At 68.2% G+C, this 18,630-nt stretch carries 13 protein-coding genes; 11 read left to right on the top strand and 2 right to left on the bottom strand.

From position 1 onward, the window contains the following. Window positions 1-52: 52 nt before the first annotated feature. Window positions 53-3,286, bottom strand: a complete 3,234-nt coding sequence (locus ACODRV_RS05825; protein ID WP_333895771.1) for an error-prone DNA polymerase — start codon at window positions 3,284-3,286, stop codon at window positions 53-55. A 209-nt stretch (window positions 3,287-3,495) separates the two neighbouring features. Between ACODRV_RS05825 and ACODRV_RS05820 the strand changes: the two genes are divergently transcribed. The 11 genes from ACODRV_RS05820 to ACODRV_RS05770 all read left to right on the top strand — a co-directional run bounded on the left by ACODRV_RS05820 (window position 3,496) and on the right by ACODRV_RS05770 (window position 17,131). Continuing rightward, window positions 3,496-5,619 (top strand): hypothetical protein, encoded by a 2,124-nt coding sequence (locus ACODRV_RS05820; protein ID WP_333895770.1) that lies wholly within the window; start codon window positions 3,496-3,498, stop codon window positions 5,617-5,619. 91 nt (window positions 5,620-5,710) lie between these two features. After that, window positions 5,711-6,067, top strand: a complete 357-nt coding sequence (locus ACODRV_RS05815; RefSeq protein ID WP_333895769.1) for a hypothetical protein — start codon at window positions 5,711-5,713, stop codon at window positions 6,065-6,067. Between the two features lie 57 nt (window positions 6,068-6,124). Then, entirely contained in the window at window positions 6,125-7,378 is a 1,254-nt protein-coding gene (locus ACODRV_RS05810) for a TolC family protein (RefSeq protein ID WP_333895768.1), read from the top strand. Continuing rightward, window positions 7,378-8,583: an efflux RND transporter periplasmic adaptor subunit gene (locus ACODRV_RS05805; RefSeq protein ID WP_333895767.1), complete on the top strand. Its 1,206-nt coding sequence runs from the start codon at window positions 7,378-7,380 to the stop codon at window positions 8,581-8,583. Before ACODRV_RS05810 ends, ACODRV_RS05805 begins: the two co-directional genes overlap by 1 nt. Before the next feature lie 12 nt (window positions 8,584-8,595). Then, entirely contained in the window at window positions 8,596-11,817 is a 3,222-nt protein-coding gene (locus ACODRV_RS05800) for an efflux RND transporter permease subunit (protein ID WP_287395703.1), read from the top strand. After that, a complete protein-coding gene (locus ACODRV_RS05795; protein ID WP_287395705.1) occupies window positions 11,814-12,413 on the top strand; it encodes a cation efflux transmembrane domain-containing protein in 600 nt (199 codons plus the stop codon). The genes ACODRV_RS05800 and ACODRV_RS05795 overlap by 4 nt, the downstream gene beginning before the upstream one ends. 67 nt (window positions 12,414-12,480) lie before the next feature. After that, window positions 12,481-12,909, top strand: coding sequence for a CopM family metallochaperone (gene copM / locus ACODRV_RS05790; RefSeq protein ID WP_287395707.1), 429 nt, complete (start codon window positions 12,481-12,483; stop codon window positions 12,907-12,909). 122 nt (window positions 12,910-13,031) lie between these two features. Further along, complete coding sequence (locus ACODRV_RS05785; protein ID WP_287395710.1) at window positions 13,032-13,412, top strand: hypothetical protein; 381 nt, start codon at window positions 13,032-13,034, stop codon at window positions 13,410-13,412. 84 nt (window positions 13,413-13,496) lie between these two features. Then, complete coding sequence (gene dinB / locus ACODRV_RS05780; RefSeq protein WP_287395713.1) at window positions 13,497-14,582, top strand: DNA polymerase IV; 1,086 nt, start codon at window positions 13,497-13,499, stop codon at window positions 14,580-14,582. Beyond that, window positions 14,579-15,388 (top strand): abortive infection family protein, encoded by an 810-nt coding sequence (locus ACODRV_RS05775; RefSeq protein ID WP_287395715.1) that lies wholly within the window; start codon window positions 14,579-14,581, stop codon window positions 15,386-15,388. The genes dinB and ACODRV_RS05775 overlap by 4 nt, the downstream gene beginning before the upstream one ends. A gap of 186 nt (window positions 15,389-15,574) precedes the next feature. Continuing rightward, window positions 15,575-17,131 carry a hypothetical protein gene (locus ACODRV_RS05770; protein ID WP_488907705.1) on the top strand — a complete coding sequence of 519 codons (1,557 nt, stop codon included), beginning with the start codon at window positions 15,575-15,577 and terminating at the stop codon, window positions 17,129-17,131. 61 nt (window positions 17,132-17,192) lie between these two features. Here the strand turns inward: ACODRV_RS05770 and ACODRV_RS05765 are convergent, their stop codons facing one another. Then, window positions 17,193-18,608 carry a hypothetical protein gene (locus tag ACODRV_RS05765; RefSeq protein ID WP_333895766.1) on the bottom strand — a complete coding sequence of 472 codons (1,416 nt, stop codon included), beginning with the start codon at window positions 18,606-18,608 and terminating at the stop codon, window positions 17,193-17,195. Window positions 18,609-18,630 lie beyond the last annotated feature (22 nt).

Below are 18,630 nucleotides of genomic sequence, written 5' to 3'. Positions count from 1 at the left end.
TCAGACCGGTGGACGCAAGGACACGCAGACGTCTCGGGCGCGTGCGCGAGGTTCACCGGAAATCCCGGGTCCGCACCCTGATGGCCTCCAGCGACAGGTCGGGGATGTAGATGTCGCGGGCCTTCGGCGTTCGGGCGTCCGGGGCGCTGCCGCGATAGACCTCGTCGCCCCGCCCGTGCGGTAGCCGGAAACCCTCGCGTCGCCCCAGGGAGGTCAGGAGATCGGACGCGTCGTGAAGCCGGGTGGCGACGATGTGCACCACCTCCCCCTCGCGCTGCACCTTGCCGTCGACCACCAGCAGGCTGGCGCCCAGCACCACCCGGCGTTGCTCTTCATAGAGGCTCGGCCAGATCACCAGGTTGGCCACGCCGGTCTCGTCCTCGATGGTGATGAACATCACCCCCTTGGCCGACCCCGGCTTCTGGCGGACCAGGACCAGGCCCGCGACGCGGGTCAGGCGCCGGTCCCGCATCGCCGTCCCGTCGGCGCAGGTCATCACGTGACGGGCCTGCAGTTCGTCGCGCAGGAAGGCGAGCGGGTGATCGCGCAAGGTCACCCCGATGTGGGAATAGTCCTCCACCACCTCCTGGCCTTCCGGCATGGCGGGCAGGCCGGCGTCCGGCTCGGCGACCTCGGGGATCGCGTCGCGCCCGGCGCCGGCGGCGAACAGAGGCAGGGGCTCATCCCGCAGCGCCTTGATGGCCCACAGGGCGTCCCGGCGTCCGAGCCTGAGCCCTTCGAGGAAGGCGTCGGCCTCCGCCAGCCGGGTCAGGGCGCCGACCGGCGTGGCCGACCGACGCCACAGATCGTCCACGCCGCTGAACGGCCTCTCGCCCCGATGCGCGACCAGGCGAGCGGCGTCGGCGTTGGCCAGGCCCCGCACCATCCGCAGGCCCAGCCGCACGGCGAACCGGTTGTCCCGCTCCGTCGGTTCGAGGGTGCAGTCCCAGCGCGAGGCGTTGACGCAGACCGGCCGGACCTCGACGCCGTGCTCGCGCGCGTCGCGAACGATCTGGGCGGGGGCGTAGAACCCCATCGGCTGGGCGTTCAGCAGGGCGGCGCAGAAGACGTCGGGGTGATGGCATTTGAGCCAGGACGAGGCGTAGGCGATCAGGGCGAAGGAGGCGGCGTGGCTTTCCGGGAAGCCGTAGGAGCCGAATCCCTCCAGCTGGCTGAAGGTCTTCTCGGCGAACTCGGCGGTATAGCCCCGCTCCACCATGCCTCCGACCAGCTTGTCCTTGAAGTGGCTGACCCCGCCGGTGAATTTGAAGGTGGCCATGGCCCGTCGCAGCTGGTCGGCCTCCGACGCGGTGAAGCCGGCGCACTCGATGGCCACCCGCATGGCCTGCTCCTGGAACAGCGGCACGCCCAGGGTCTTGCCCAGGACCTTCTCCAGTTCCGGCTTGGGAAAGACCACCGGCTCCTTCCCCTCGCGGCGACGCAGGTACGGGTGGACCATGTCGCCCTGGATCGGCCCCGGCCGCACGATCGCGACCTCGATGACAAGGTCGTAGAAGGTGCGCGGCTTGATCCGGGGCAGCATGGCCATCTGGGCCCGGCTCTCGATCTGGAAGACCCCGAGGGTGTCCGCCTTTCGGATCATGGCGTAGGTCCTGGGATCCTCCGCGGGGATGGAGGCCAGGTCGAGGTCGGTCGCCTTGTGGGCCCGAAGGAGGTCCAGGCCCCGCTTCATGCAGCTGAGCATGCCGAGCGCCAGCACATCGACCTTCATGAACTTCAGGGCGTCGATGTCGTCCTTGTCCCATTCGATCACCTGCCGGTCCTTCATGGCGGCGGGTTCGATCGGCACGAGGTCGTCGAGCCGGTCGTCGGTCAGGACGAAGCCGCCCGGGTGCTGGCTCAGGTGGCGCGGAAAGCCGATCAGCTGGCGCGACAGGTCGAGTGCGAGCCGCAGGCGGCGGTCCGTCAGGTTGAGGTTCAAGTCCTCGACATGTTTGTCTTCCACCCCTTCGGACGAATAGCTCCAGACCTGGGAGGACAGGGTCTTGATCAGGTCCTCCGACAGCCCCAGCGCCTTGCCCACGTCGCGCAGGGCGCCGCGCGACCGATAGCGGATCACGGTGGCGCAGAGCGCGGCCCGGTCACGGCCGTAGGTCTCGTAGATCCACTGGATCACCTCCTCGCGCCGCTCGTGCTCGAAATCGACGTCGATGTCCGGCGGCTCCTTGCGCTCCTGGCTGACGAAGCGCTCGAACAGCAGGTCGTTGCGGCCGGGATCGATGGAGGTGATGCCCAGTACGAAACAGACCGCCGAGTTGGCGGCAGACCCCCGCCCCTGGCACAGGATGTCCCGGCTGCGCGCAAACCGGACGATGGAATGGACGGTCAGGAAATAGGGGGCGTAGCCGAGGCTTTCGATCAGTCCCAGCTCGTGGCGCAGGCTGGCCCGCACCGTGTCCGGAAGGCCTTCTGGATAGCGGCTTTCCGCGCCTTCCCAGGTCAGTTGCTCGAGCGCCTGCTGCGGCGTCAGACCGGGCAGGGCCGCCTCCTTCGGATACTGGTAGGCCAGTTCGTCCAGGCTGAAGCGGCACCGGTCGGCGATCTCCAGCGTCCGGGCCAGAGCCTCCGGATAGCGGGTGAACAGGCGGTACATCTCCCGAACCGGCTTCAGATGCCGGTCCGCCGTACGGGTCCGCCGGAAGCCGACGTCGTCGATCGTGCACCCTTCGCGGATGCAGGTGACCACATCCTGGAGGATCCGGCGGTCCGGGTGGTGGAAGAGGACATCGTTGGTGACCACGGTGCGGACGTCGGCCTCGCGGGCCATCTCCGACAGCCGATGAAGACGCAACTGGTCGCGGGGGCGCCGGTGCAGCGTCAGGGCGAGGTAGGCGTCGCGGCCGAACACGCGGGCCAGGGCGGTCAGTCGTCGGGGCGTGTCGGCCAGGCCGTCGGGCGCGAGGACGGCGACCAGGCCTTCACCATAGAGGTCCAGGTCCTCCCACCCGATCCGACAACCGCCCTTGCCGGCCCGCCGCTTGCCGACCGTCAGGAGACGGCACAGTCGCGAATAGGCGGCCCGGTCGCGCGGGTAGACGAGGATCTCGGTCCCGTCGTCCAGCACCAGACGACACCCCACGATCAGCCGGACGCCGGTCGCCTTGGCGGCCTCATGGGCGCGGACGATGCCCGCCAGACTGTTCCGGTCGGTGATCGCCAGCGCCTCCAGACTGCACGCGGCGGCTTGGACGAACAGTTCTTCGCAGGCGCTCGCCCCCCGCAGGAACGAGAAGTGGGAGGCGCATTGCAGTTCGACGTATCGCATTCGGGGAAGACTTTTTGTTCCCGTTATGTTCTAGTCTCGATCCCAAGGGAAGAGCGCTTGGCGTCGGTCGAGGAGCACCGCGGACGATGCCCGATCCCACACAAGACGACGCCGCTCCGACGGCGACCGGCGCGGTCTCAACCTTGACTTGGGCGCGTGGCGGCCCTCAGAAGTCGGCCAGGGACGCGGGGGTTTCCGACGGAATAGCGATGACACTGGATATCCGCGGAAGCCTGAAGAACACCAAGATCAGCTCGAACCGCTACGTCGTGTTCGAGGAACTGCTGTCCAATTCCATCGACTCCTTCCTGATCCGTCAGCACAAGCAGCCGTCCGATATCGACCTGAGCGTCACTGTGGATGTTCGGTTGTTCGCATCGGACCTTCTGGGCGACGAACTGGATGTGGCCGTCACCTGTTCGGACAATGGCTGCGGTCTCGGCGCGGAACAGATCGACGCCTTCCTGACCAAGGACACCTCCTACAAGGACGACCTGGCCATCGCCGGCATCGGCCGTTGCAAGGGGTCGGGGCGGATCCAGTTCTTCCACCACTTCAGCCGTGTCGGCCTGCGCAGCACCTATCGGACGGACGCCGGGGTGATGACGCGCAGCCTGCCGCCGACCGAGGGCCTGAAGAAGATCGACCTCAACGATTTCGCGGTCGAGCCGGGTGCGGAGGCGGACATCGGCGCGACCATCCTCCTGGAGCGCCTCAAGCCGACCACGCGCGACAACCTGTTCCGCGATCCGCTCACCGAGATCTTCGACCCTGACAATCTGCGCCGGCACATGCTGGTCGCGTTGCTGCAGCGCCTAGTCGGGCTCGGCGCCCGCCTGGGCGACTTCGCCATAACCTTCCGCACCACCTATCCGGATGGAAGCCAGAAGACGGCGACCCTGACGGCCGGCGATCTGCCGGAAGTGACGACCCAGCGACAGGTCGATGTGCCCGAGCGGGACATTCGATCCGGCGAGACCCTGGGTACGACGCAGACCTTCGTACTGACCTACTACCAGCTCGACGCGAAGGCGTTCGACCTCCCGCGCAACGCCATCGCCCTGTGCGCCAAGTCGTCCCCGGCGCGCGACATCACCACCCGGTATCTGCGCACCGGCGCGGAGCAGAACAACCCGGTCGCCGGTCACTATCACCTCGTCCTGATCGAGGGCGACGTCCTGGACCGCCGGGTGACGGAACAGCGAGACGGCTTCGCGGGTATCCCGGAGGTCATTCCCACCGAGGAGCTGTTCGTCGACGAGGCCATCTCCTTCGCCGGCCTCTACGACGCGATCGATCCCATCATCGACGAACTCGTCACCCCGGCCTCGTGGAAGAAGGAAGAGGTCATCCAGAACGTCGAGGAGATGTTCGGCGTCATTCCGGAAATGCTGACCGACACCGACACCCGGGTGAACCATGGCGACACGGCGCGCGGCGTCGCCGAGCGGGTGCTGCGGAAATACCAGGAGCGGATCATTGCCGAGACCGCCGAGATCTTCGACCTGAAGGAGGAGATCCTGAAGGCCGAACCTCACAGCGAGGGCTACCGGCAGAAGATCCACGAGCTGTCGTGGCGCTACACCGCGTCGCTGAAGAATTTCGACATGGCCAGCCTGTCGCAGCTCGTTGTGCGCCGGGCCGCGATCGTCGAGATCCTCGCCCTCGCCTGCGGCAAGCAGCTGACGGTCCAGACGGCCGGCGTGGACGCTGGCCAGAGGGCCCAGAACGAGCGCATCATCCACAGCATCTTCTTCCCCATGAAGAAGGACAGCACCGAGGTCACCGACCACGACATCTGGCTGCTGAGCGAGGAGTACCAGTACTACGACTACATCGCCTCGGATAAGCCGCTGTCGCAGATCCGCTGGGTCGACGACCAGCCCCTGTTCGAGAGCGACGTCGACGCCGAATGGGAAGCGCTGCTGCAACGCCGCTCCGACGAGAAGCGCGCCATGCGGCCGGACATCGCCATCTTCAACGCCGAGGGCTCGGCGATCATCGTCGAGTTCAAGGCGCCCGGCGTCAGCATGGACGAGCACATCGGCGACCTGTCGGAGTACGCCCACCTGCTGGCCGCCAAGTCGAACGGAAAGCTCCGCAAATTCTATGGCTACCTCGTCGGCGACACGATCAACGCCACGCGGATGTTCGGATGGACCCGGTTCGCCGCCGGCAAGGGCTTCTTCCGCTCGGACACGCTGGAGGACCCGGACAACGGCCGCCGCCTCGGCGAGCTGTATGCCGAGACCCTGCATTTCGAGGATCTGGTGGACCGCGCCCGCAAACGGATCGGCGTCTACAAGGAACGGCTCAAGGTTGAGCTGAACTAGATCGCCCGACGCGATCCATCCAGCGGATATCCGCGGCGCCGATATCTTGCGCGGACTCTGTAACAGATTGCCGGGCCACCGGAACGTCAGTATGCAGCGCCCGATGACCTGGTCGATGTCGACATGGGCGAGACTGGTGGTGGCGGCGACTATCGTATTCGCCGCCTTCTTCTTCGCGCCTATCGCCGATGCCGCGACCTGCGCGCCTGAACCCCCTGCCGCCCACGCGAGCGTCGATCACGACCCTCGTGACGGGGATCATGGCGACAAGGGCGGGAACCACGGGATTTGCGCCCACGGCCATTGCCATCACACCTCGACCGCGCGCGCCGACCTGACGGACAGCCCGTCGCCGTCATTTGGTGAACCGCCCGCCCTGAGCGGACGGGAGGACGACTTCCGGGCCTCGATCACGCCAGACGGCCTGAAGCGCCCCCCCAGAATCTGACCGAAGACCTGCGCCCGCGCGGGCGCCTCTTCGTAATCAGAAATCTGGAAATGGAACATGTCTCCCACATTTCGCCGGCGACCGCGTCTCGCGGTCGGCTGCGCGCTCGTCGCCGTCACGGCGACCCTGGCCAGTCCCGTTTGGGCTGACCCCGCCCCGACCTATGCCCAGTTGCTCTCACAACTCGGTCAAACTCCCGCCACCCTCGAGGCCGGCGCCAACTACGACGCTGCCGAAGCCCGCGTAAGGCAGGCGCGCGCGCGGCCCAATCCGGTGCTCGGGCTCGATGTCGAGAACGCGTTCGGCTCGGGTCCCTTCTCCGGAATGGACAACGCCGATGCGACCCTGGCCCTGAGCACCGATCTTGAGCTCTGGGGCCGACGCGCCACACGGATCGCCGCCGCCCGGGCCGAAGCCGGCGCCGTCGGCCTGCAGCGCGATCTCGCGGTGATCGATGCCGCCGGTCGTCTGGCCCTGGTCTATGCCGAGGCCGAGGCCGCTCAACGTCGGGCGACCTTGGCGGAGGAGACCCTGAACCTGACCGTGGCCGACGCCCGCGCGGCTTTGGCGCTGGTCGAGGAGGGACGCGAACCCCTGCTGCGCGGCATCCAGGGCGAAGCCGAGGCCGCTTCGGCCCGGGCGACGCTAGACGAGGCCGTCGCCGAACGCGACGCTGCCTACGCGCGCCTCACAGCCGTGGCGATGATCCCTGCCGCGGTGACGCGCATCGACGCCAGCCTGCTGGATGAGGCGCCGACGAGCGTGGGCTCGGTGATTGAGGACGCCCCCACGGTACGGGTCGCCGAGGCCCAGCGTTCGGTCGCCGAGCGCCGGATCGACGTGCAGCGCATCCAGGCCCGGCCGGACATCAATGCGAGCGTCGGCATCCGTCGCTTCGAGGCCGAGGACGCGACGGCCCTGACCTTCGGGATCAGCATGCCGCTTCCGCTGTTCGACCGGAACCGGGGGAACATCGAGGCGGCGCAGGCAGAGTTCCGCGCAGCGGACGCGCGTTTGATGTTCGCGCGGCAGGAGGCCCAGGCCGACCGCGCTGCCGCCGTGGCGCGCCTGTCTGCCTCGGTCAGTCGCGTGCGGGCCGCCGACGGCGGCGTCACCGCGGCCGAGGAAGCCTATCGCCTGTCGCGCATCGGCTTCGAGGCCGGGCGCATCTCCCAGGTCGAGCTGCGCGTCACCCGTACCGCCCTCGTCAACGCGCGGTCCGCCGCCGTCGACGCCCGTCTCGCGCGCGTCCGCGCCGAGATCGATCTCGCGCGCCTGGATGGCCGCGCCCCCTTCCAAGGAGCCCAGTGATGCGCAAGATCACATCCAACAAGACCCTGCTCATCGGGGGCGTCGCCGCCCTGGTGATCCTCGGGGGCGGCGGCCTCTGGCTCGCGACCCAGAGGTCGGAACCGGCCACGCCGGCCGCGGTGGAAGGCGAAGCCGGCCACGCCGAGGGCGAGGCCGGACATGAAGGCGAAGCAGGAGCCGAGGGCGAAGCGCCCGAAGGACGGGTCGAACTCTCGGCCGCCCAGATCCAGGCCGCCGGCATCACGGTGGTGAGCGTCGGCGGGGGAGGCGGCGCGGAGACCCGCCTCGCCGGCCGGGTCGAGCCCATGGTGGACTCGCGCGCCGCGGTCGCCGCGACCGTAGGCGGCCGGGTCGAGCGGGTGCTCGTTGCACCCGGTCAGAGCGTCCGGGTCGGTCAGGCGCTCGTGAGCCTGGTCAGCGGCGACGCGGCCAGCTTGCGAGCCGAGGCCGACGCGGCGCAGGCGGCCTATGTAGCCGCGGAACAGGCGCACGGACGGGACGAGGAACTGGCCGATCAGGGCGTCGTCTCCCGACGCGAAGCAGAGGTTTCGCACGCCGAGGCGCTGAGCGCTCAGGCCGCGGCCCGGGCGGCTCGCGCCCGGTCCAGCGCCGCCGGCTCGCCCAATGCTGCCGGGCGCCTCAGCGTCGCCAGTCCGATCTCGGGCGTCGTGACCAGCGTCCAGGTCGGCCCGGGCGGGTTCGTCGCTCAGGGCGGTGTGGTCGCCGAGGTCAGCAACCCCGCCCGGGTCGAGATGGTGTTCAACGCCCCGCCGGCCCTGGCCGCCAATGTGCGTGCCGGGTCCGCCCTGCGGGTCATGGGCCCCGAAGGCGAGTTCGATGCCGTCGTGACCGGCGTCGCCGCCGGCGCCGGCGCCGGCGAGAGCGGCGCCGCCGTCATCCGCGCCCGGCCGGTCGGCGCCACCCTGCCGCCAGCCGGCTCCGCTGTGACCGGCGCCGTCGTGACAGGCCAGTCGACGGGCGGCCTGACCGTGCCGACCGAGGCGGTCCAGACCGTCGAGGGGAACACCGTGGTGTTCGTCCAGGTCGACGGCGGCTTCCAGGCCACTCCCGTTCTCGCCGGACGCCAGGCGGCCGGCCGTACGGAGATCCTGCGAGGCCTGACCGGCAGCGAGCGCATCGCCGCCGCCAACGCCTTCCTGCTCAAGGCCGAGATGGCCAAGGGCGAAGCCGAGCACGGCCACTAGGGGAGGGATCGAATGTTCAAAGCCATCATCGAGGCCTCCGTCCGCTTCCGTTGGTTCGTGGTGCTCGCCACGGTCCTGGTCGCGGCCGTGGGGCTGTTCAACCTCACCAAACTGCCCATCGACGCGGTGCCGGACATCACCAACCGGCAGGTGCAGATCACGACCGTGGCTCCCGCGCTCGCGCCGGAGCAGATCGAACGGCAGGTCACCTATCCGCTGGAAACGGCCATGGCCGGCATCCCCGGCCTGACCTCGACCCGTTCCCTGAGCCGGAACGGGTTCAGCCAGGTCACGGTCATCTTCACCGACCAGACCGACATCTACTTCGCCCGCCAGCAGGTCGCCGAGCGACTGGCCCAGGCGCGCGAATCGATGCCGGAAGGCGTGGAGCCGGCCCTGGCCCCGATCACCACGGGCCTCGGCGAGGTGTTGATGTGGACGGTCGACTACAAGCCGTTCAACTCGGACAACCTCGCGCGTCCCGGTCAGCCCGGCTGGCAGGCGGGAGGCGCCTACCTCACGCCCGATGGCGAGCTTCTGACCACGCCCCAGGCGCGCGCGACCTATCTGCGCACCGTCCAGGACTGGATCATTGCTCCCCAGATGCGGACCGCGCCCGGCCTGGCCGGTGTCGACACCGTCGGCGGCTATGTGAAGGAGTACGCCGTTCGTCCTGACGCGTCCCGGCTGTCGGCCTATGGCCTTGGCATGGGCGACCTGGTCCAGGCGCTCGACCGGGCCAACACCCAGGCCGGCGCCGGCTACGTCCAGCGGGCCGGCGAAGCCCTGACTGTCCGGACCGACGCCCTCGCCCTCACCATTGAGGACCTGGCCCAGGCCCCTGTCGTGAACCGCGGCGGCCTTGTCGTCCGCGTCGCCGATGTCGCCACCGTCGAGATCGGTCAAGCTCCCCGGCTCGGCGGCGCCAGCCGCGACGGACACGAGGCGGTGCTCGGAACCGCCCTGATGATCGCCGGCGGCAACAGCCGCACCGTCGCCCAGGCGGCGGGCGATCGACTGGAGGAGGTCCAGAAAACCCTGCCGCCGGGCATCGAGGCCGTCACGGTCCTGGACCGGTCGGCGCTGGTCAACTCCACCATCGCCACGGTGGCGCGGAACCTGACCGAAGGCGCCCTGCTGGTCATCGTGGTGCTCTTCCTGCTGCTCGGAAATATCCGCGCCGCATCGATCACCGCCCTGATGATCCCGATCAGCTTCCTGTTCGCGGTGATCGGCATGAACCGGTTCGGCATCAGCGGTAACCTGATGAGCCTCGGCGCCCTCGACTTCGGCCTCCTGGTCGATGGGGCGGTCGTCGTGGTCGAGAACACCCTTCTGATGCTCAGCCAGCGCCGCGCCGAACTCGGCCGGATGTTGACGCGGCGCGAGAGGCTCGAGGTCGCCGGCGCGGCGGCCCGCCAGATGGTCAAGCCGGCCGCCTATGGCCAGTTGATCATCCTGCTGGTCTTCACGCCGCTGCTGATGCTGGAAGGGGTCGAGGGCAAGACCTTCATCCCGATGGGCGCGACGGTGATGCTCGCTCTGGTCGGGGCCTTCATCTTCTCCTTCACCTTCGTGCCGGCCATGACGGCGCTTCTGGTGCGGGATCCGAAGAAGGTCGAGGTCGACGAGCACGGCCACGCGCACGAGCACGAGACCTTCATCCTCCGGAGGGCCAGACGCTGGATCGAGCCCGCCATCCGCGCGGCGGTCGACCGGCCGAAGATCGTGCTGATGGCGGCAATCGGCACGCTCGTCCTTGGCGGCGTGGCCTTCACCACCCTCGGCCGGGAGTTCATCCCGACCCTGGACGAGGGCGACATCGCCATGCAGGCGCTGCGCGTGCCCTCGGCGTCGCTGGAGCAATCCCTCGCCATGCAGATGGCGCTGGAACGGGTCATCACCGCCCAGCCGGAAGTAGAGACCATGTTCTCGCGCACCGGCACGGCCGAGGCGGCGGTGGACCCGATGCCGCCGAACATCTCGGATAGCGTCATCGTGCTGAAGGACCGGCGCGACTGGCCAAACCCCAACCTCGAGAAGGAAGAACTGATTGCCCGCTTCGAGGAGGTCGCCTCGCAGCAGATCGGCAATAATTTCGAGTTCAGCCAGCCCATCGAACTGCGGTTCAACGAGCTGATCTCGGGGGTGAGGACCGATCTCGCCGTCATGGTCTATGGCGACGACTTCGCCACCATGCAGGCGGTCGCCGACCAGGTCGCCAACGCCCTGCGCCAGACGCCCGGCTCGGCCGACGTCCGCGTCGAACAGGCCTCCGGCCTGCCGACCCTGACGGTCAGCGTCGACCGGTTCGCGGCCGCCAACTACGGGCTGTCGGCCGCCGACGTCTCCGAAGCGGTTTCGGCCGCGATCGGCGGCGCGGAGGCGGGTCGCATTTTCGAGGGCGACCGCCGCTTCGACGTGATGGTGCGCCTGCCGGATGAGACGCGTAACGACCCGGCGGCCCTCGCCGCCCTGCCGATCGTGTCCTCGACCGGGGTGACCGTGCCCCTGTCTTCCGTCGCTCGTATCCAGAGCGCCGAGGGGCCGAACCAGATCAGCCGCAACGACGGCAGCCGCCGTATGGTCGTCCAGGCCAATGTACGTGGACGAGATCTGGGCGGTTTCGTCGCCGATGCGCAGAAACAGGTCGATCAGGTCCAGCTTCCGACCGGGGTTCGCCTCGACTGGGGCGGGCAGTTCGAGAACCTGAAGCGCGCCGAGCAACGGCTCGGCCTGGTCATCCCGATCGTCTTCATCCTGATCGGCGTCCTGCTGTTCATGGCCCTGGGGTCGTTCGCCGAAGCCGGGTTGGTCTTCGCCTGCGTGCCGCTGGCTCTCGTGGGCGGCGCCCTGGCCCTGTTGCTTCGCGGGATGCCCTTCTCCGTATCCGCGGCGGTGGGCTTCATCGCCGTGTCCGGGGTCGCGACGCTCAATGGCCTGGTCCTGATGCAGGCCATCCGGGAGCGGTTGACCGCGGGGGCCGAGCCGCGACTGGCGGCGATCGAGGGCGCCTTCAGCCGGCTTCGCGCCGTGCTGACGACGGCCCTGGTCGCCATCGTCGGCTTCATCCCCATGGCGATCGCCCACGGGGCGGGCGCCGAGGTGCAGAAGCCTCTGGCCACTGTCGTCATCGGCGGCCTGCTGACCGCGACCGCCCTGACCCTGCTCGTTCTTCCCACCTTCGCGGCCAAGGCCGTGAAGCACCGGACGGCGGAAGGGCTCGACGAATGAGCGGGGCCCACGAAACGGAGCAGGTCCAGCGCCGCACCCTCCTGGTGGTGCTGGCCCTGAACGCTCTGCTGTTCGTGGGCCTGGGAGTCGGCGGCCTCGCCGCCGACTCCAGCGCCCTGCTCGCCAATGCCGTCGACAACGGATCCGACGCGGCCGTCTATCTGATCAGCTTCCTCGCTGTCGGGCGGGCGCTGATCTGGAAGACCCGGGCGGCACAGGTTTCCGGCGTCATGCTGCTGATCTTCTCGGTCCTGGTCCTGCTCGACGCCTTGCGTCGGTCGCTGACGGGAACCGAGCCGGTCGGCCCCACCATGATGGTCCTCGCCGTCGTGGCGGCGGTGATCAACCTGATCTGCCTGCTGTTGATCCGTCGGCAGCAGAGCAGCGACGTCAACATGAGGGCGGCCGAGACCTTCAGCCTCAACGACTTCGCCTCTAACGGCGGCATCCTTGTCGCCGGCGGCCTCGTCCTGTGGCTGGACCAGTCGTGGCCCGATCTCCTGGTCGGCGTGCTGGTCGCCGCCATCGCGGCCAAGGGCGGGATCGACATCCTGCGTGACGCGCGACGGGCCGCCGAAACGGGAGGCGGACAGTGATGCGGCCTCTGCAGAGATCTCCGCGTGCCTGCGGCGGGACGCTCCGGAGTGGTTCAGGAGACCATCGATGAGACGGTTTGGCTGGGCGGGCGTCGTCGCCCTCTTCCTTCTCGTCGCCGCGTTCGCCTTCGGCATGCTGTCGCGCCAGCAGACCTCGCGGCCGGAAAGCGGAACGCCGATAGAGGCGCGACTGATCGACCCGCATGTCGGCCACGACGACGCGCCGTCCGACAGCCCCGCGACCCGATCGTTCAGGGAAGCGAACGCGAGCCTCCGTACCGCGATGGAGATCGACTACAGCGGCGACGCCGACGTCGATTTCATGCGGACAATGATCGCTTACCACGAGGGTGCGGCCGCGATGGCGCGCATCGCCCTGGAGCATGGTGAGGACCCTGAAGTCCGTGCTCTCGCCGAGGAGATGATCCGGGTCCAGGAAGCTGAGATCGTCCGTATGCGGATATGGCTCGCGAACCGCCCGGCTCGGTCACGCTGATCATGGGTGGCAAACGTTCACCGATCCGAAGCCGCTCGATCCGATGGCGACCGGGCCGCTATCGCCCCAGGAAACGGTCGAGAGCGGCGCGGCCTCAGCCGTACCGGCCCGTCAAGGACACCTTGATCGCGGTCGCTTCGGGGCTCGTCACCAGCACTGTGACCCTGCTGATCTCAGTCCCTATCTCCGCGAACTTCCACGTCCCGCTATTCGCTGTGTTCGGCATGGCGATGCTGTTGATCGCATTGGCGACCGGCCGGATGGCGGGGCGCGATCCCGCCGGTCGCGCGATGGCGGTGGTGATCCTGGTGTTCGGACTTGTGGCGGCGACTGCCCTCTGCGCATCTCGGAACGATCTGCGGCTCTCGTCGCCGGCAGGCCGCAGCGTCGCCCGTGACCCTGTGGTCCCGAGCGGTCGCGTTGAGAGGGACCAAGCCGCAATGGAGCCTGACGAAGAACAGTGGACGCCGGGTTCAAGCGCCAGCCGCGCCCGTGAGGCATAAAGATCAAGCGAGCGATCTCCGCGCGGGTCTCAATGGACCTTGGAACAGGTTCACCGTCTGTTCTCCAGCTGCTACCGTGGCCGCATGCAGGCGAGTCCCCGCAAGATCATCCACGTCGACATGGACGCCTTCTATGCGTCCGTCGAACAGCGCGACGATGCCGCGTTGCGCGGCAAGCCCGTGGCGGTGGGTCATGGCGCCCGACGCGGCGTCGTCGCCGCAGCCTCCTATGAGGCCCGGGCCTTCGGGGTTCGCTCGGCCCTGCCCTCGGTGACGGCCCTGCGCCGTTGCCCGGACCTGATCTTCGTGCCGCCGCGGTTCGAGGTGTACCGGGCCGTCTCGGCTCAGATCCATGCCATATTCGCCGAGTTCACCGACCTGATCGAACCCCTCGCCCTGGACGAGGCCTATCTGGATGTCACCGCCAACCGGGCCGGTCTGGAGACGGCGTGGATGACGGCGAAGGCGATCCGGGCCCGCATCCTGGAAGAGACGGGGCTCACGGCGTCGGCCGGTGTCTCCTACAACAAGTTCCTGGCGAAGCTGGCGTCCGGTCGCCGCAAGCCGAACGGGCAGTTCGCCATCCAGCCCCATGAAGGACCGGCCTTCATCGAGGCCCTGCCGGTGGACAAGTTCCACGGCGTCGGGCCGGCGACGGCCGCAAGGATGCACGCCCTTGGGATCCAGACGGGCGCAGACCTGAAGGTCTGGTCGCTCGGGGATCTCCAGGCCCGGTTCGGCAAGTCCGGCGGCTGGTACTACGCCATCGCCCGGGGCGAGGATCACCGGCCGGTCAACGTCAGCCGGGAGCGGAAGTCGTCGGGCTCGGAGACCACCTTCGACGAAGACCTGGTCGATCCGTCGCGCATCGAGGCCGGAGTGCTGGCGATGGCCGACGACGTCTGGGCCTGGTGCGAAAAGACCGGACGCAGGGCGCGAACCGTGACCGTGAAGATCAAATGGGCGGACTTCCAGCAATCGACACGGAGCCGATCGGTCGCCAGTGTCGTCAACTCGAAACCGCATCTCCACGAGGTTAGCCTGGAGCTGATACGGTCCGTCTTCCCGCCCGAGAAAGGCATCCGGCTCGTGGGCGTCACCCTCTCCAACTTCACCCCCACAACCGAGGCCGTCCCGGCGTCCTCCCTACCGCTGGAGCCGGCGTCGTGACCGCGGACCTGATCAGCAAACGCACCCGCAACGCCTTCCGCGAGGAACTGGTCGGCTGGACTCTGGCGGAGATCACGACGGAGTTCGACAACGAGGGCTTCAGTCCGGACTACGACCATGCGCCCGGCGTGGACGGGCAGCGGCGGGGACGGGTCGAGCAGCTCTATCACCGGATCGACTTCGCCGATCCGCGCCACGTCGCCAGGGTGCTCGAAGTCTTCCAGACCGTCGTGGCGAGGGCGCGAACCCAGAACCCCGAGACGGCGGAGGCCCTCCTCCAGCACCTCCATCGCGATGGTGTCGAAACCTCAGGCGCGTCGTTCAACCTGCCGCGTGGGCACTCGACCCTGCATCCGCTGGGCGCCGTGGCCACGGTTCTGACGGCGGACCAGTTGCAGACGCAGATCACGCGGATCAATGCGTCGATCGAGACCGACCCGGCCCTGGCCATCGGCACGGCAAAGGAATTGGTGGAGACCACCTGCAAGACCATCCTGGCCGACCTGGGCGAGGAGTACGGCACGCTCGACCTGGGCGACCTCGTGAAGGCGGCGACCAAGGCGCTCAAACTGGTGCCGGACGGTGTGCCCAACGAGGCCAAGGGCGCGGATGCGGTGAAGAAGACCCTGCGCAGCCTGGGCGCGACAGTGGCCGGCCTCGGCGAAATGCGGAACTTCTACGGGTCCGGTCACGGACCCGACGGACGGGCGCGGGGCCTGGCGCCCCGCCATGCGCGTCTCGCCGTCGGCGCCGCCGGCACGCTCGCCATGTTCCTGTTTGAAACCCACGACGCCCGCCGGTCCTGAGCCATGACGCATCACATCTTCTTCTCCTGGCAGAGCGACACGCCTGCGCGCGTGGGCCGCGGCTTTGTCGAAACCTGTCTCAACCGGGCCATCAGGGACATCCAGGCCGACGCGGATGTGGACCCGGCGGATCGTGATCTGTCCGTCGATCGCGACACACGCGACGTCCCGGGATCGCCCCCGATCATGGAGACCATCTTCGGCAAGATCGATCGCGCCGCCGTCTTCGTGTCCGACCTCACCTACGTCGCGGAACGCATGGCCGGCGGACGAACGCCGAACCCGAATGTCTGCATCGAGCACGGCTACGCGCTGAAGGCGCTCAGCTGGCGACGCGTGATCGCCGTGATGAACACCGCCTACGGCGACCCCGATGAGCATGAGTTGCCGTTCGACGTTCGCCATACCCGTCGCCCGATCGCATTCGATCTGCCCGAGACGGCGGATGCGGACGCCAAGACGAGTGTGAGGGACGACCTGGTCCGCCAGCTCAAGACCGCACTTCGCGCCGTCTTCGGCGACGAAGCCGCCAAGGCCGAAATGGCGGGGCCGGCGCCCGAACCGCATCCCCACGATCTGGAATTGCTCGCTCGCCTCCATCGGCAACTCCCGCTGTCGCTTCGCCAGTTTCTTCATCAGCACGATTTCGGGACCCCCTACCGGATGGCGAGGGTCGATCCGCTCCTCGAGATGAACCACGACTGGGTCGGCGCGGCCTTCGAGTTCCATGATCCGGTGGTCCAGGCCGCCTTCGCGGAGGCGCGCGTATCGGCCCAGGCGCTCGGCCTCCTGGTCGCGACACGGATCCACGCCATGCCGAACAGCCAGGAGATGGGCTGGCCGAAGACCAATGTGGACATCGCCCAGGGTCTGCAGCCGGGAACGCTGCAGGTCATCCGCGACCTGAACGCCAGGGCGACCGAGTTCAGCGCCACCCTCGACGCCCTGGATCGTATCGCGCGGGACCGTCTTCGGGTCGCCAGCGGCGCCCATGCGGCCGCGGCCGCCGAAGCCGCCGACGCGGGCGCCGCCGAACGGGTGCTTCGAGACGCCGCGGAAGCGGCGTTGAACGAGTTGGCGATGGATGCCAACCGGGGCGGCCTGCCGGAGATCGTCACCCGACCGTCCGTGACCTTGCGGCTGGCTCCCTACGCCGCCGGCAAGGGGGAGCGCCTGGAGCCGGCCCTGGTCTCCAGGGCGCAACTGCGGTTTCCGCCGAACCTCGAGGAGCGCGTCCAGACGGACAGCGATGGACGGCAATGGTGGAGTTGCGGAATGCCGGCGCGCGTGGGCGAGGCCCCCAACGCGGAAACCCGGTGGCGCATGCGTCTCGTCCGGCCGGGCTATCTTGAGTACACGGCGACGATCGGGAGCCGGATCGACGATGATCCGGATATCGGCGTGGATGGACTGGTCCTTGAGGCCCTCGTTGTCCGGAACCTGCAGCGGATGGCGAGCATCGCCGTCGAACTCGGCCTTGGCGGGCCCGCACTGGTCGCGATCAGTTTCGACGGGATCGAAGATGTTCATCTCACGCGCGCGCGGCCGGGTGGCCGGCGCTTCCGTCGTCCGGACCTCTACCTGCCCGTCGCGACGCTCGAAGACCTCGACGGCCCGATCGCTAGCCGCTTGCACGAACAGCTCGATATCCTGTGGCAGGCCGCAGGTTGGGCCGACGGGTCCCCGTCGTTCGGTCAAGGCGCCTGGGCGGGCTACGTGGACGAGCGCAACTATCCGGTCTGACAGGACGAGCCGCGCCGGCCGCCGGCGTTCCGACGGCTCTGAACGGGCGCGACGCGTTGGCTCAGGAGGCGTCCGCCTCCGTCTGGACCAGCGCGGAATCGTCCGCGACCACGAGATGGACATGGCCTGACATGTCGCACCGGTGGCAGCCGACGAGGTTGAGGAACAGGCGTTCGAAGATCGCCCGGCCACGCACCAGTTCGACGTAGAGGGCCTGGTAGTCGGTCACCACCCGCCCGTGGACGATGTCGTTTCGGGTCTTGATGAGCTTGCCCAGCCCGTTGAGCAGCGCGCGATCTCTATCATTCCAGTAGGGGCGATATTTCCGGGCCATGCGCTCGACCCGTTCCTGAAGCGAAAGGGGTGTCGGCGACGCCAGACCGCGCTTGAGCCGCGCCCGCGTGGTCGCCTTCACCCCGACGTCGTCGATCGCCTGCTTGAGGGCCTTGGCGATCGGCTTCCATGTCTTGCGATCGACGGCGTCCCGGCTCAGGCCGTGGATGTCTTCGAAGGCGCAGACCAACCGTTCGAGGCCCTCGACGCAACTGGTGAGATGGCTCTCGCTGACGGACGACTTGAAGGACTCCGCATAGCCGTAGACCGCGCCATGCAGCACTTCTCGCTGCGCCCGGTAGCGCGCCAGCCGGGGCAGGGCCTGGGCGAAAACCGAACCGGTCGATCCATAGAAAGGGGGCATGTCCCCGCCGGATCGTTTCTCTTTGGGCTCCACCGCATTGGCGTGCCAGGTCTGCGTCCTTCGACCCCAGCCCTCCTTGTAGTCCATCAAGGGCGTGACGAACTGGCGGTGCCGGAAGGTGATGAGGATGCGCAGGCTGAACCAAAGGTCGTCTGCGCGCATCCCGAAGTCCGCCTCGTCCATCTCGACGAGCGGTTTGATCTCGACGGCCGGCACCTCGATGAGTTCGACCTCGCGCGACAGTCGTTCGTCGCTCCGGGCGTGGCCGATCTGAGCGAGCCGGAACTTCAGCCCCAAGCTCCGCAGGACATGCCAGTCTCCATAGGTGTCGAGGCCTTTCGGCTCGCTGTACCGTCGCTTGTAGGGCGACCAGTCATCGGGTCGCTGGAGGAACCAGTACTGGGCGGTCCGGTCTCGCCAGCTGTCGTCGTCGACGATCGTCTCGATGCTCTCGAAGACCTCGATCTCGGCGAAGGCCTGAACCCCGTCGGGATCGATGTTCATGCCCTTGGTCATCCCCCGGTCGCGGAGAAGGCCACGGCCGGAGGTGCGGTACTCCGACTTCATGCCCCAGTTCGCGTTCCTGAACAGGGACCAGCTCAGGCCATGCCTGTCTTCCAGCTTCCACAGGGCGAGCTTCTCGCTCTCGGTGCCCAGAAGGCGGATGCGGTTCCAGGTCAGGTGATGAGGGTCGCGAAGAAGGACGGCGGACAGGCGAAGCGGCTCTCCGGTCTTGAGGGTGAGCTCGACGGTCGCCGCCTTCTCGTAGTCCGGTTTCATACTGGTCTTCGTCTCCCCCGCT

Source organism: Brevundimonas sp. FG8, assembly GCF_057808845.1.
Note: the sequence above shows the minus strand (reverse complement) of the source record. Positions and strands in the feature narration are given on the sequence as shown.